The sequence below is a fragment of the Enterococcus sp. AZ067 genome (assembly GCF_051715005.1).
GTDB classification, from domain to species: domain Bacteria; phylum Bacillota; class Bacilli; order Lactobacillales; family Enterococcaceae; genus Enterococcus_D; species Enterococcus_D casseliflavus.
This window is the reverse complement of the sequence record NZ_JBIOSY010000001.1, coordinates 2,757,292-2,772,933: the sequence shown is the minus strand read 5'-3', so window position 1 is coordinate 2,772,933 and position 15,642 is coordinate 2,757,292. Positions and strand designations below refer to the sequence as shown.

General features: G+C 45.8%; 11 protein-coding genes. 2 read left to right on the top strand and 9 right to left on the bottom strand.

Annotated elements, in window-relative coordinates:
- Window positions 1-184 precede the first annotated feature (184 nt).
- Together gltB and IGI82_RS13175 are read left to right on the top strand one after the other, a co-directional pair.
- Complete coding sequence (gltB, locus tag IGI82_RS13180) at window positions 185-4,690, top strand: glutamate synthase large subunit (protein WP_438842318.1); 4,506 nt, start codon at window positions 185-187, stop codon at window positions 4,688-4,690.
- Between the two features lies 1 nt (window position 4,691).
- Window positions 4,692-6,131 carry a glutamate synthase subunit beta gene (locus IGI82_RS13175; RefSeq protein WP_438842317.1) on the top strand — a complete coding sequence of 480 codons (1,440 nt, stop codon included), beginning with the start codon at window positions 4,692-4,694 and terminating at the stop codon, window positions 6,129-6,131.
- A gap of 83 nt (window positions 6,132-6,214) precedes the next feature.
- Here the strand turns inward: IGI82_RS13175 and vanS are convergent, their stop codons facing one another.
- The 9 genes from vanS to zwf form a co-directional block, all read right to left on the bottom strand.
- Entirely contained in the window at window positions 6,215-7,345 is a 1,131-nt protein-coding gene (gene vanS / locus IGI82_RS13170) for a vancomycin resistance histidine kinase VanS (protein ID WP_307723812.1), read from the bottom strand.
- Window positions 7,335-8,030 (bottom strand): vancomycin resistance response regulator transcription factor VanR-C, encoded by a 696-nt coding sequence (gene vanR-C, locus IGI82_RS13165; protein WP_005228837.1) that lies wholly within the window; start codon window positions 8,028-8,030, stop codon window positions 7,335-7,337. The genes vanS and vanR-C overlap by 11 nt, the downstream gene beginning before the upstream one ends.
- Window positions 8,031-8,128: 98 nt before the next feature.
- The gene (gene vanT / locus IGI82_RS13160) at window positions 8,129-10,231 is read right to left on the bottom strand and encodes a membrane-bound serine racemase VanT (protein WP_438842316.1); all 2,103 of its coding nucleotides are present in this window, start codon (window positions 10,229-10,231) and stop codon (window positions 8,129-8,131) included.
- Window positions 10,228-10,800, bottom strand: coding sequence for a D,D-carboxypeptidase/D,D-dipeptidase VanXY (gene vanXY, locus IGI82_RS13155; RefSeq protein ID WP_438842315.1), 573 nt, complete (start codon window positions 10,798-10,800; stop codon window positions 10,228-10,230). Before vanXY ends, vanT begins: the two co-directional genes overlap by 4 nt.
- Window positions 10,797-11,849: a D-alanine--D-serine ligase VanC gene (vanC, locus tag IGI82_RS13150; protein WP_438842314.1), complete on the bottom strand. Its 1,053-nt coding sequence runs from the start codon at window positions 11,847-11,849 to the stop codon at window positions 10,797-10,799. The genes vanXY and vanC overlap by 4 nt, the downstream gene beginning before the upstream one ends.
- Window positions 11,850-12,188: 339 nt before the next feature.
- Entirely contained in the window at window positions 12,189-12,737 is a 549-nt protein-coding gene (locus IGI82_RS13145) for a TIGR01440 family protein (protein ID WP_015510154.1), read from the bottom strand.
- A 5-nt stretch (window positions 12,738-12,742) separates the two neighbouring features.
- Entirely contained in the window at window positions 12,743-13,222 is a 480-nt protein-coding gene (locus IGI82_RS13140; protein WP_015510153.1) for an ECF transporter S component, read from the bottom strand.
- Window positions 13,219-14,007, bottom strand: a complete 789-nt coding sequence (gene thiD / locus IGI82_RS13135; protein WP_438842313.1) for a bifunctional hydroxymethylpyrimidine kinase/phosphomethylpyrimidine kinase — start codon at window positions 14,005-14,007, stop codon at window positions 13,219-13,221. The genes IGI82_RS13140 and thiD overlap by 4 nt, the downstream gene beginning before the upstream one ends.
- A 103-nt stretch (window positions 14,008-14,110) precedes the next feature.
- A complete protein-coding gene (gene zwf, locus IGI82_RS13130) occupies window positions 14,111-15,637 on the bottom strand; it encodes a glucose-6-phosphate dehydrogenase (protein WP_015510151.1) in 1,527 nt (508 codons plus the stop codon).
- Window positions 15,638-15,642 lie beyond the last annotated feature (5 nt).

Genomic DNA, 15,642 nt, shown 5'->3' with positions numbered 1-15,642 from the left:
CCTTATTAGACGAAGACTCCTGCCTGTGATTTACAAGTAACTACTTGTTCAATGGATGTAAGTAACCCTTGAAGGAAGAAAGCAACGAGATCGGATCAAGTAAAAAAAACTTGCCAGATAGAAAATCAGGTTGTAAACTGTTAAAAATCGGAATATTCAGAAAATTGAAAGAAAGTGTGATTCCATGAGTGATTTAGAGATGATGAAAACAACGAACCAAACGATGTACGATGCCGCTTTTGAAAAAGATGCTTGTGGGATGGGGTTCATTGCTCAGAAAAATGGTCATTATTCCCGAGAGCTCGTCCAAAATGCCTTAACGATGTTAGAACGGATGAATCATCGAGGGGGAACAGGCGCTGAACCTGACACGGGGGACGGAGCAGGAATCTTGATGGCGATGCCAGATCCTTTTTTTCGGCAGCGGGCAAAAGAGGCAGGAATCCCATTGCCTGAAAAAGACGCCTATGCTGTTGGGATGTTTTTTTTACCGAAAGAAAAGCTCCGAGCAGCACAGGTCCAAGAAGAAGTAACTAAAGACATTCAACAAATGGGTTTTACGGTTTTATGGCAGCGCGACGTTCCATATGATTATTATCAGTGTGGGCCGGGGGCGCAAAAAGTCATGCCATCTTTTGTGCAAGTCTTTATTGAAAAGCCTGTCGATGTAGCTGCTGGCCGTCCCTTTGAAGATCAGCTTTATCGGCTACGGCGTAAACTGGAAAAAACATATCATACCGATGAGCTGTCTATCTGCAGCTTGTCCAGTAAGACAGTTGTTTATAAAGGGATGCTGCATGCCTATCAAGTTGGCTTGTTTTTCAAAGATCTTCAAAGCCCAGAAATGACTTCGAGTATTGCTTTGACTCATTCTCGTTTTTCAACGAATACCTTTCCAAGCTGGAGTCGGGCGCAACCTTTTCGTTTCTTAGCCCATAATGGCGAAATCAACACGTTACGCGGGGCGGAAAATTGGATGCATGGACATCAGATCGAAGTCTACGATGACGAAAACTCCGATTCTGCGAAGCTGGAAAATTGTATGGAATACTTGTATCGTCAAGGTCGAGACATTCCCCAAGCACTGTTGATGATGGTGCCAGAAGCGTGGTCTAAAGAAGCTGGCTTGACGCCAGAACTGACGGCTTTTAATGAATACAATGCAAGCTTTATGGCTCCTTGGGATGGACCAGCAGCTTTATGCTTTACCGATGGGGAGATGGTGGGAGCTGCCCTTGATCGTAATGGATTGCGACCATCTCGCTACTCAATCACGAAAGCTGGTTTTGTTGTCGTGGCCTCTGAGTCAGGAGTGGTGGATTTACCAGCGTCAGAAGTGATTGAAAAAGGGGTGCTTGGACCAGCAAATATGTTTTTGGTGGATACCCAAAAAGGGATGATCTTACGAAATCAAGAAATCAAAGCGCATTATGCGAATGCCCATCCTTACCAGGAGTGGCTAGCGGAACACCTATTGACACCAGAGCTGCTTCCTGGGACTGAGAAGCAGGAGGAAACAGCAGACGATGCGATCCAGACCCTTTGGAAACGAAATGGCTACACGGATGAGATCATACGCACGTTGATTTTACCAATGGCTCAAACGGGAGAAGAACCAGTGATCTCCATGGGGTTTGATTCACCCTTAGCTATTTTGAGCGAACGTCCCCAATCCTTGTTTACGTACTTCAAGCAACAATTCGCCCAAGTGACCAATCCACCCATTGATGCGATTCGCGAAAAATTAGTAATCGGTACCGAGCTGTTTTTAGGTCGAGATGGGGATGTTTCAAAGGACATCCGAATCAATTGTAATAAGCTGAAGATTGCTAGTCCTGTGTTAAAAACGAGTGAATATGAAAAGATCAAACAGTTAAATCAAAATGGTCAAAAAGCGGTTTTACAGTCGATTCTTTATGATTATGTACCAGAAAACGGGGTAGCTTTGCAACAAGCGTTAGAAGCGCTTTTTAAAGAAACGGAGCAAAAAATCGATGCTGGGGCAACGATCGTCATTTTAAGTGATCGGGAAGTCATCCAAGCGCAAGAAGGAAAAGTGGCGATTCCGATTCTCTTGGCGGTATCAGGCCTGCACAATTATTTGGTGCGAAAAGGCAAACGTTCCTTGGCATCGATCGTTGCGGATACAGCGGAAGTCTGTGAGGTCCATCATTATGCCATGTTAGTCGGCTACGGAGCAAGTGGGGTCCATCCTTATGGGGCTTACCAGACATTGGCGCATTTTGAGCTTTCAGAGAAGATCGAAAGTTACCGCAAGGCATGTGAAAAGGGCATTGTCAAAATCATGTCACGAATGGGAATCTCAACGATCGCCGGTTACCACGGGGCACAATTGTTTGAAGCGGTTGGCATCTCTGAGAAAGTCATCGCTGAATATTTTACCGGCACGGTTACCCGTATCGGTGGTCTCTCGTTAGCGCAAATCGAGCAAGAATATCTGACGCGTTATGAGGCCGCATATGGTGAAAAACGAATGGATTATCTTGATTCTGGCGGTAGTTTCCAGTACAAAGCCGATGGGGAGCATCATTTGTTCAATCCAAAAACGATCTATGGGTTCCAAAAAGCCGTTCGCACAGGCAGTTATGAGCTTTATAAAGAATATGCGGCGGAAATGAATCAAGAGGCATTGGACAATCCAACGACGTTACGGTCTATGTGGACCTTTGCGAACACAAGACGCAGTATTCCGTTAGCTGAGGTGGAGCCTGTCGAAACGATCGTCAAACGATTTAAAGTCGGGGCGATGTCCTATGGCTCACTAAGTGAAGAAGCGCATCGCTGTATTGCTGAAGGAATGAATGCGATCGGGGCAAAATCCAACAGTGGAGAAGGTGGAGAAAACCGAAATCGTTTCAAACCAGTGGATGGCATTAATTATAATAGTCGCATCAAACAAGTAGCTTCTGGCCGTTTTGGTGTCAACGCCGAATATTTAATGAGTGCAGATGAACTCCAGATCAAAATGGCGCAAGGGGCGAAACCTGGAGAAGGCGGTCAATTACCAGGCAATAAAGTCTTCCCGTGGGTCGCCGAGATTCGAGGGTCTACGCCTGGTGTTCGATTGATTTCACCGCCACCACATCACGACATTTATTCGATTGAAGATCTAGCCCAGCTGATCTATGACTTAAAAGCCATCAATCCATATGCACGGATCAATGTCAAATTGGTTTCTAGTACGGGCGTGGGTACGATCGCTACCGGTGTCGTCAAAGCCGGCGCAGACGTAGTCGTGATCTCAGGCTATGACGGTGGGACCGGTGCTTCTCCGAGAAATTCGATTCGGGATGCTGGCTTGCCTTGGGAGATGGGGCTTGCAGAAGCCCATCAAACGTTAGCTATGAATCATTTGCGGCAGCGAATGACCTTAGAGACAGATGGAAAATTGATGACGGGGCGTGACATCGCCATTGCTGCTCTTTTAGGAGCAGAAGAATATAGCTTTGCCTCTTTAGCGCTAGTTGCGATTGGTTGTGTCATGATGCGGGTATGCAGTATCAATACATGTCCTGTTGGCATTGCTACACAGAACCCAGCGTTGCGAAAATTTTTTGCTGGAAAACCTGAGCACATCATCAACACGATGTACTTTTTAGCAGAAGATCTACGGGAAACGATGGCTGAGTTAGGATTTCGTACCATCGATGAGATGGTAGGACATGCGGAATTGTTGACACCACGCTTCGTTGCTAAAGGCAAAGCAAAGTCATTAGACTTTTCGAAAATGATTGGGACGACGATCCCAATCGAACGCAAAGTGACCGATCCATTCCTTGAGAAACGTCAATGGCCAGAATTAGATGCTTTTGCACAAGCTGCTATCGACAACAATCAAGAAATCGTGACGAATCATACGATCAATAATGTTCAACGCTCAGTCGGCGCGCGTTTAGGAGGCTGGATCGCGGAACGTTTTGGCAATTATGAAGTTACCCCAGGTCTGTTGCAGTTTACGTATCGAGGTATTGCTGGACAAAGCTTTGGGGCTTTTGCCACCCAGGGCATCCAGTTGAAACTGATCGGTGAGGCCAACGATTATGTAGCCAAAGGGTTAAGCGGTGCCCGCTTGATCATTGTGCCACCTGAAGATGCCGCTTATGACGCAGAGCATTCACCAATTGTTGGTAATGTAGCGTGCTTCGGGGCAAATCGAGGCGAAGGCTATTTCCGAGGCATTGCTGGCGAACGCTTTTGTGTTCGTAACAGTGGAGCCAATGTCGTTGTCGAAGGTGTTGGCGATCATGGCTGTGAGTACATGACTGGCGGTGTCGTGGTGATATTAGGAAAAACCGGCCGCAACTTCGGTGCTGGAATGTCCGGTGGCGTGGCGTATGTTTACGACCCCGATCAAACCTTTGCCGATAAATGCAATCGGGAAATGGTTGATTTATATCGGATTGGCGAAAGCGGCGATGACCACCAACTAAAAGAGATGATCCAGCAGCATTTCGCCTATACAGATTCATTGAAGGCGGCTGAGATCCTAGAAGATTGGGAAAATCAGCAGCACCATTTCATCAAAGTCTATCCGACAGAATACCATCAGATGATCCAAGCGACGGAGACCTTGGCGGACCAAGGGTTTGTCGGAGATGAACTTGTGACGAAAGCCTTCGAAGCTGTCGTCGGTCCACAATTGACCATCCCAGGAAAGGAGCGTGACTAATATGGCAGATCCATTTGGTTTTTTAAAGTACCCAAGAGTAGAAAATCCTACCCGACCAGTGGCAGAACGAATCGAAGACTGGCAAGAATTACAGACGCCATTGCCTGAAAATGAGCGTCAAGAGCAAGCAGCACGCTGTATGAACTGCGGGATTCCTTTTTGTCATACCGGTTCTTTTTACGGGGGGCAACGAGCGGTTTCAGGTTGTCCCAATGACAACCTGATTCCTGAATGGAATGACTTGGTTTATCAAGGGCGTTTCCAAGCCGCTTTTGAGCGTCTTGCCAAAACCAACCCATTACCTGAAATGACTGGTCGTGTTTGTCCAGCTCCTTGTGAAAAAGGCTGTACCGAAGCACTGAATGGCTCGGGTGTCACGATCCACGACAATGAACGCTTTATTATCGATACTGCTTTTGAAAATGATTGGGTCAAAGCCTCGGGATTGCCTCAAGAAGCGACTGGGTTCAAAGTTGCCATCGTCGGCAGCGGACCAGCTGGTTTATCCGCTGCATGGCGCTTGAATCAACTAGGGCATCAAGTGACGGTCTATGAACGCAGTGATCGCTTTGGCGGTTTACTGATGTACGGTATTCCAAATATGAAATTAGATAAAGACGTCATTCAGCGACGGATTGACTTGATGGCAGAGCTAGGCGTGACCTTTGTCGCTAATACGGAGATCGGTCGTGACTTGTCAGCAGAAGAATTGGCCGCTCAGTATGATCGGGTCATCTTGGCAACAGGAGCTAGTGTTCCTCGTGACTTGAAGATTCCAGGGCGTGAATTGACTGGGGTGCAATTTGCAGTCGATTATCTGACGGAAGCAACCAAAGATGTGTTAAAGCATGGCAAAGCGGCAACAAGTAAAAAACTTGCTGGCAAACATGTTATCGTGATTGGTGGCGGCGACACTGGAAATGACTGTATTGGTTCAGCGATTCGGCAAGGAGCCGCTTCTGTGCGTCAATTGGAGATCACGCCCCAACTGCCATTGACACGGACCGACAGCAATCCTTGGCCAGAATACCCAATGACAGCTCGAACAGGATATGGGCAAGAAGAAGCGGCTGAAGTGCTACAAACACAAGTGACGTATCATGGAGTGTCCACAACGGCCTTTATCGGCGCCGAACGCGGCCAGTTGATCGCCATCGAAACGGTCTCAGTGGATCAACAGTTTCAGCCGATCCCTGGCACAGAGCAAGTGATCAAGGCGGATTTGGTCTTGTTAGCAATGGGCTTTGTTGGTGCAGAGACCCAACTCTTCGATGCCTTTGGTGTGCGAGAAGTGTACGATGATTACACGACGAACAATGAACGAGTGTTAGTCGCAGGAGATGCCAAACGAGGACCGAGTTTAGTTATCTGGGCGATTCGTGAAGGACGCTTAGCGGCAGAAAAAGTCGATCAAGCATTACGATCTTTGGTGTATCAATAAGCAATCAATAAAAAACAACCTGAGCAGCTATTCCTCCTTCTGAATTAGAAGGGGAGCAGCGAAATGCTCAGGTTGTTTGCCTGTTAAGCGGTTGGTTCAGATGGATGGGGCTTAGACAGCTGTTCATTTTTTTCCATTGCTGCCTTCGGTAGGCGAATCGAAAAGATGATGGTTTCATCACGGCTTTCCGCCCAGATCTTTCCACCTAATGCTTCAACGATTTCTTTGGCGATCGGCAAACCAAGACCCGTCCCACCCGTCGCTGTTGCTCGGGAAGCATCCATGCGGTAGAAAGGCTCAAAAATCAAGCCGATCTTTTCAGCTGGGATCGTTTTTCCTTGATTGGTCAAACGAATCAGGATATCATCAGACTCGCTGATGGCTAATCGCAAAGGGGAGTTAGGATAGCTATAATTGATGGCATTGCGGATCAAGTTGTCAAAAACGCGTTCCATTTTCTCCGTATCAACGGTCGCAAAGACTTTTTTCTGTAGCTGAAGTTGCCAATGGAGATTTTTTTCTTCTAACAGCGGCAAAAATTCAAACGTCAACTGTTCCAGCATCAAGCTCAGATCCGTGGTTTCAGTTTGCAAGGCGATCGTTGTAAGATTAAAGCGGGTGATTTCGAAAAATTCGCTGATCAATAGTTCCAGCCGTTGGGCTTTTTGCAAGGCGATCTTCGTATAGCGTGCGCGTAGTTCGGTAGAAAGCTGCGGTTCCTCTTCTAAAAGCGTCAAATAGCCGATCACACTGGTCAAAGGCGTTCGTAAATCATGTGCGAGATAGACGATCAAATCATTTTTTCGTTGTTCCGCTTCTTTGGCGGCTCGTTGATCCTGTAAGTTTTTCTCCCGCAACTGGTTCATTTCTTCTTGCACATCAATCATATTGCTGGAAAGAACGATTCGCTTCGTGGGTTCGGCAATCAGTTGGTTTGTGGCTTGGATCGTTTCATTCAAATAACTGATAGCTTTACTCATATAATAAATCGTTGTACTCACCCAAATCAGTAAGGCCCCGATGGCTAAGCAAAGAAGCCAATAGTCAGCAAAAAGTCGTAAAATTTGATAAATGGGTTCATAGCCATACCAGACCCTCATTCCAGCAACGAAGCGTACTGCGAAAGGAATGATGATCAAGATCGCCATCAAGATGCCCGTGGTGATAAAGTATTGGGTCAAGAGCTTGCGGATCAATGGACTTCTATTTTTCAATGATATAGCCGACCCCCCATACGGTTTTGATTAATTTCGGTTTGCGGGGTTGTTCGTTCAGTTTTTCCCGCAAACGGGCGATATGTGCCATCACTGTGTTATTGTTGTCTAAATACTTTTCTTTCCAAACTGCTTCAAAAAGGGTTTCCGAGGCAACGACCGATCCTTGGTGTTCAAATAAGTAAAGCAAGATTTTAAATTCGATGGGGGTCAAGAAAACCTCTTTGCCATAAAGAAAACATTGGTGGCTGTTGATTTTCAACAGTAAGCCTTCCTTTTCGTATTCTTCAATCTTCTGGGGATTCGCTGACTGGTTGTAACGCTGGTATCGCCGCAGCTGCGTTTTGACCCGAGCAACGACTTCTAAAGGATTGAAGGGCTTGGTCACATAATCATCTGCCCCAAGGCTTAGACCGGTGATTTTATCCAAGTCTTCCCCTTTTGCCGTGAGCATCAGTACTGGGAAAAAGTGGGTCTTACGAATTTGCTGCAACAGCTGGAAGCCGTCGATATCCGGCAGCATCACATCTAAAACCGCCACGTCGACCGTTTCTTTTTCAAGATAGGCCAAAGCGCTCGTTCCATCATAAAAAGGTTCTACTTGGAAGCCTTCATTCCTTAGAAACGTCGTGACTAACTCCGCGATTTCTTTTTCATCATCAACAACAATTATTTTTTCTGCCATCCTTGATTCACTCCAACTATCTACGATCATTTTTCATTTACACTACCATTTACTCTACACCCATCATACCGTAATCGGTAAGCGAATGCATTCGTTTTCTACTTTGAACTAGAGGTGATGCGGGAACCTAGGCGGCTGATCAATTCATTGGTAATGGTTTGTGCTTGATCAGCGGTAGTCGTCCAATCGCTGATTACTTCGAGCGAACTTTCGACCGCCAGTTCTGGATAGTCCGTTAAATCGATCAAGAGCATATCCATACAAACCAACCCAATCTGCGGGAGTAAAGCACCCTGATAAGAAAGTTGGAACCCTTGGTTTGATAGGGCACGTGGAACCCCGTCGCAGTAGCCGATGCTAACGATCCCGATCGTGGCTGGTCGATCAAAAACAGTGCCTAATCCATAGCCGATCGCTTCACCAGCGGCAACTGTTTTTTTGTCTACCAGTAAGGCTTTGAGTGTCAAAATTGGCTGTACGTTTATCTTCTGCTTCGTTGGTTCGTTCGGGACGCTCAATGAACCAGTTAGAAGAATACCTGGACGTACATAATCATAGTGTTTCTCTGGGTAATTTAATATTCCGTAGCTGCTTTGCAGATGTGTCAGTCCATAGGCGATATTTCTAGCGGATAAGCCAGCCAACAGATCATCAAAACAAGTGATTTGGGCTTGTGTCCGCAAGATACTTGTCGTATCCAGCTGATCTGAAGAGCCTAGATGGGAAAAAATGCCCGTGATCTCGAGAGATGGCAAGGCGTAAAGTCCAGTAACTGTCTCAAGATCAGGTGCAACGCCTAAGCGGTGCATACCAGTATCTACCGCTAAATGGCATTCGATCGGAATGGTTGTTTGGGCTAAAGCATGCCCATGGGCCTCACTAACGATGGTTTGAATCAAGGAATAATGTTTCAGCTCTTTGGCACTTTGGGCAGAAGTGTACCCTAAAATCAGTAAGCGACTTTTGATGCCAGCTCGCCGTAATTCAATGGCTTCTTCAAGGGTAGCAACGGCAAAGAAATCAACGCCGGCTCTTTCTAGGGTACTGGCGACCGTCTTCGCATCACAACCATAAGCATCCGCTTTAACCACCGCCATCACTTTTGTTGTTGCTGGGATCAATCGCTTGATTTCCTGCAGGTTGTGCAACAAAGCGGGGGCGGAAAATTCTTTGGCTGCTCGCTGCAATTTGGGCGGCGTTTTTTTCGAAAACGGGAACAGCTTTTGCAAAGCAAAGAGACCTTGCACCACCCCAATGGTCAGTCCTAAGACCACGAAGAAATTGATCAGATTGTTTTGCAGCAAGGGCAGCTTTTGACTAAGAAAATGGGTCACTGCAATGGTATAAGGATGGAGCAAATAGAGCCAAAGGGACAGTCGACCCGCTTGTTTCCAGATTATGGGTGCTTGCCATTGCTGGATGATCGGAAATAAAAACAACAGGACGAAGGGCAAAAAAACATACATGCTGTCATGTTTCGGCGTGGTAAAGTGATGCAAAAGGTAACTTTCCAAAAGCAAGCAAATCAGACTGATCAGCAGATAACTATAGCGATGGGGAGAAGCTGGTTTCTTGGCAAATCTTCTGGCTAGTACCCCTAAGATCAAAAACAAAGGAGCAAAGAAAATGCCGTTGCGAGTTCCATCCAATAGTTGAAAAATCAGTGAATAGAGTGGCGTAATGGGTGTTTGTGCAGCCAGGCCAGACCAACTGTCCCCACCTAAACCAACCACATACAAACCGACAGCAATGAAAAACACCTGCTTGAAAGAAAGCCGTGTCAAGAGGCCCATCACTAGTAGACTGCCGGTAATGATCGCAGGAAAATACCAAAGATGGTAAAGAATGCCAGTGACCAACAATGTTTGGATAAAGGTGCCCAGCGGCATGTTCAACCCAAGCATGCCGCTGTACCAAGCAAGCGGCCAAAAGAGCAGTGTGGCTATGAGGTAGACTTGCAGCTGCTTTTTAATAAACTGCCAGACACGCTGTCTGGCAGGATAGCTGTTTTGGGTGGCTAAGTCGCTGAACACGTAATATCCGCTGATCATAAAAAAGAAGGGAACGGCAATTCTGAAGAACGTCAACGTGATCAGGATATCGCCGTCAGGCCATAAGCGGTGAAGAGGCAGACAGTGGATCGCCACCACCATCATCGCCAAAATCACCCGGAATTGCTCGATTCCTGGATTCTTCTTCATGCGAACTGCCTCGCAGTTTGTTCAAGGTATTGATGGTATTCTTCCAAGGTCCACTGTTGACTGGCGATGATTTGACTATGAGGCAGACCGACATAACGAAAATGCCATGGTTCATAGCCAATCCCTGTAATTTCCTGTTTGTCTGCGGGATAGCGTAAAATAAACCCATAGTTCATCATTTCCTGGGTAAATAAATCAGCGGCTGCGCTGTCACGAAATCGTGGGCAGATCAAATCATCCTGGCTGCCCTTTAAACCAACATCGATCGCTAAGCCTAACTGATGTTCACTGCAACCGGGCAACGCCACAAATTGTTTCGTATAGGCTAGCCCATTTTCTTTCAAGGAATATTCCCATAAATACCGTTGCTGCTTATCGGTTCGGTAGCCATCTAATAAGCAGATCTCGTCTTCAAGCTTTAAAGCTTTGACGAGCCGTTCCCATTGTTTGGCTGCTTCTGGCTGCAAGTAAACCTCGTCTTCGCTGAAGGCAGCAAGGACTAAATGAGGGGGTTCTTGGTTTTTTTCTAACGGAAATTCTTTGCTAACTAACTGTAGATAGGGATTCATTTGACTTCCTCCTTTGCTAAGACAAGCAGTTTTTGTAGTAGTTCTTGATAGGATAAGCCGACCGCTGCCATCATGGCAGGATAGCGGGAGTGACTCGTAAAGCCCGGCATAGTATTGATTTCATTCAAGTATAGTTCTCCTTGATCCGTGACAAAAAAGTCGATGCGAGCAAGACCTTTAAGACCAAGACTACGATAGAGCAGCTGAGCTTGTTCTTTGATCTTGGTTTCAATCGTTTCAGGCAATGGCGCAGGGACGGTGATTTTGGCGCTGATCAGCTGGTACTTTTCTTCAAAATCGAAAAAGCCGTCTACTAATGAAATGGCGTCACAAGCACCGACAGTCAAAGAGTCGTTGCCCAAAATACCGCAACCGATCTCAACACCGGCAATATTTTTTTGTAGGAGCACTGCGGAACAATAAGTAAAGGCTTCTTTTAAGGCAGAAGCGATTTCTTCAACGCAGGTGACTTTAGTGATCCCTTTTGAGGAGCCCGCTTCATTAGGCTTAAAGAAAACTGGAAAGCCATGGGTCTGGATAAAAGCTTCGATTTGTTCTTGCTGGTTGGCTTGATTTGTCAAGAGAATCGTAGGAGCACTTTGTACGCCAATGGCTGCTGCAGCTTGATGCAGCAGCCATTTGTTCATACATAAGGCAGAACCTGCCACCCCGCAACCTACATAAGGCAGCTTCATCAATTCAAACAATCCTTGGATACTGCCATCTTCCCCATATTTGCCATGCATAATGGGAAATAAAACATCAGGTACCAACGTTTGCTGTTCTTCACTTAGCCAAAAGCCGTTTCCTTCAAATAGCGGCTGTATTTTCTGTTTATGTTTCGTATCCAACAACCACGTGTCTTGTCGGATGTTTTCCAGTTCTCCTGTATACAAGTACCAATCCATAGCATCTGGGGCGATCCCGATCAAAGAGAGGTCGTAGTCATAGGGAGATGATTGGAGTGCTTCGATTGCGCTAGTTGCTGAAGCTAAAGAAACGGTGTATTCCGGTGAATTGCCTCCAAAAATAATGGCGATTTTTTTCATGTTTTTCTTCCTTCCGCTTTTCGATTCTTACTACATTCAGTCTATCAAGGAAAGAAAAAAGAAATTTGCGGGCTTACTGGTATCTTTCTTTTCTTTTTGTGATGAAATTCTGACGAATTTATGACAAAAGGAAAGCGACAGCTGCCGCTCCTTTTACACCAGAAAGAAACTTGCCTTTGAAGTAGAAAAAGCTGCCATAAGATGGAGTGGAAAAAATAGTGAAAAAAGAGCACTCTGAAGGAAAGGGGGAGGCAATAGCAGGAACGGTGACACAAAAAAAGCACGCAAAAGCATGCTTTTTCTTTTTGATGAGGGCTTTTCGATTATTATACGATTCGCTTATTGTGCGTAATGCGCACGAGGACCACCAATATATTTGGGCCGTGATCCCAGAGCTGTGACATGGGCAGCGCCGAGGGACTTGATAGAGGGACGGATCGGGATTTGAACATGTTTGACATGCATGCCGATTGCTGTGTCGCCAATATCGATGCCAGCTTTTGCTACTATGTGCTCCACTTCAATAGGCTCATCGAACAGCTGGAAAGCGGCAACTGAGCAAGCACCGCCTGCATGCAACTGGGGCACTACTGCGACTTCTTCTAATTGATATAGTCGAGCCGTTTCACGCTCAACAGCTAAAGCCCGATTGAGATGTTCACAGCCTTGAACGGCTAAATGAATATTTTTGGGACGCAAGATCGCTCGTAGTGTTTCAACGATAACCATGCCTACTTCTTGACTGGAATTTTTGCCAATCAAGCCGCCCACGACTTCACTTGTTGAACAACCAAGGACAAAAAGATCATTTTCACCAACATTCGCTGTCGTAATGACTTCTTCAACGATCGTAGTTAAATCCGTTTTTAATTGATTGATATCTGTCATAAGAATCACCTTTCATTTAAAGAAAACTTTTTCGTGCGGCGCAAGGCATGCGTCAGGGGTAAAGCAACGATGCTGCCAAAGACCGTTTGGATCAAATTACTTGGGATCGAGGCGATCCCAGCGCCTAAACCGAATAGCAAAACCGTTGCTGCTGCATAGCCGGCGATCATGATTAAACTGCCGACAATGACGGCTGCTAGTGGCCGATGGCTCATTCTACCTACGATCCAGCCTTGCACACCATGGATCACGATGGAAAAGAAGGCCCATTCAGGGTAACCTGATAGAAAATCAATGATGCCGCCGCTCATTCCACCGACGAAGGCACCCGCGCTAGGTCCGAACAAAAGGGCCGAGATATAGATCCCTGCTTCACATAAGGTCACAAAGCCCTTCGTTTGCGGAACAGGAATGATAAAGGTCAAAGAAAGTGCACACGTGAGTGCCGTCAGCATAGCGATCGTCGTTAGGTTTCTTACTTTCATAGGTGTTCCTCCTTTTTAAAATAGGCGAGCTGATTGACGTTGCCAGAGGTACCTAAAGGCAAACCGTCTTCAATCCCTGCCCAAACAAATGCTTTTGCGGTTTGGTTAGCTGCTTCCAACGAAGTGCCTTTAGCAAGCATTGCGGCAATCGCTGATGAGAGGGTACAGCCAGCACCGTTGGTTGTGGTTCGCGTACTTTTTTCTGCCTCAAAAACGGTAAATTGTCCTTCTTGATACAAAACATCATAGGCTGTTTCCCCAGTTAGTCGACTGCCACCTTTGATCAGAACATTTGGGGCACCAAGCGCATGGATTTTTTTTGCCGCCGTTTTCATCTCTGCTAAAGAGGTAATGCTTTGTCCAGATAAGTGTTGTGCTTCGAGCAGATTAGGTGTCACTAATGCTGTGTAAGGAAACAATGAGATCAATCCTGCTTGATAGGAGTGGTTAAAGGCAGTATCTCCTTCTTTGAAGGCGAGAACGGGATCGAGCACGATCGGTCCGGTAAATGTTTGTAAAAAATCTCGCAGCAATTCAATGATGGCCGTTTGATGAAGCAGCCCGATTTTGATTGCATCTAGGGATACGACCGAACGCAGTGAATCCAGCTGTGCTTGGATCACGGGCTCAGGGAGATCATGGAACATAAGATCATCCTTGATGGCGACCACACATGTTAATAGGGCATGGCCAAACACCCCGAATTCCTCAAATGTTTTCAAATCAGCCGTCATGCCGCCACCTGCCAAACTGTCGAGACCGGCGATCGATAAGACTTGTTTCATGTCTGCTGCTCCTTTCATTTCTCATTTCTTTCTATTATAAACAGTCGGTAAAAAAGAAAAACGGCCAATTGGATGTTTTTTCCTCATCCAATTGACCATTTGCTTATTTCTCATTTAGTAAATCTCGCTCACGATACCATTCATCGGGACGCCAGATCCATTCAAAGCCATCGGCAGCTAAGAGATCATAGGCTGCTTGGGGGCCCATCGTTCCTGCGGCATAGTTTGGAAAATCAGGTGTTTCTTGGTCCCAAGCGTGACGGATCACATCAACGATGCGCCAAGATTGGGCAACTTCATCCCAGTGGGTAAAATTAGTGCCATCACCGTTCAAGGCATCTAGAATCAGTTTTTCGTAAGCTTCAGGGGTGTTTTCGACGATTTCAGTACTATTTCGGTAATCGAGCTTCACTGGCAATGTCTCAAACCCTTGACCAATTTCTTTTCCGTTCAAGGAAAGAGAGAAGCCTTCCGTCGGTTGAATGTAAATCGTCAGCACATTCGGTGCCAAACTCTCGATTTGCTTTTGTTCATTCAGGTCTTGCTTAAAGACATTGACTGGGACTTGTTTAAAGACAATGTTGATGCGAGTGCCTTTTTCCGTCAACCGTTTCCCAGTGCGCACATAAAATGGTACGCCGGACCAGCGGAAGTTATCGATCAAAAATTTCCCAGCAACGAAGGTTTCCGTTGCCGATTCTTCATCCACATTGGCTTCTTCACGGTAGCCAACAAATTTCTTGTCTTCTAATTGTCCTTTATCGTATTGCCCACGAACGAAGTGTTGTTTCACTTCTTCTTCGGAGTAGATACGGATCGCATTTAAGGCTTTGATTTTTTCTGTCCGTAATTCTTTTTCAGAAAAAGCCACTGGCGGTTCCATGGCTAATAAGGAAAGAATCTGCAGAATATGATTTTGGACCATATCCTTCAAGGCACCGCTCTTATCATAATAGCCGCCGCGTTCTTCTACGCCTAAGTTTTCTGCGATATTGATCTGAACATTGTCAATGTAACGATTGTTCCACATTGACTCAAAAATATTATTGGCAAAACGAATCGCAGAAATATTTTGGATCATTTCTTTTCCTAAATAGTGATCGATTCGGTAGATTTCTTGTTCCGTAAAGACTTGATTGATCTCTTCATTCAATTCTTTTGCTGAATTATAGTCGCTTCCAAACGGTTTCTCGATGATCACCCGATGGTAGCCGTCAGTATCCAGCATTCCTTGGGATTTCAAGTGAGAAACGATCGTCCCAAAGAAATTAGGGGACATTGCTAAGTAAAAAATCTGATTGCCTTCTAAATGGTATTTCTGATCTAAGGTTTCCGCCAAATCCTTTAATGAATCATAATGGCTCGTATCTGTTACATCATGTGATTGGTAGTAGAAATGAGAAGCGAATGTCTCTGCTTGTTCTTGTGAGTCACTCAACTCTTTGATTGTACCTATCACCACTTCACGATAGTGTTCATCCGACCAAGGACGGCGTGCAGTACCAATGACTGCAAAATCTTCTTTCAAATCGCCTTTTTTGTACAACCGAAACAAAGAAGGATATAGTTTGCGTTGGGCAAGGTCGCCCGTACCGCCAAAAATCGTAAAAAGGACCTTTTTTTCCATCATCTTCA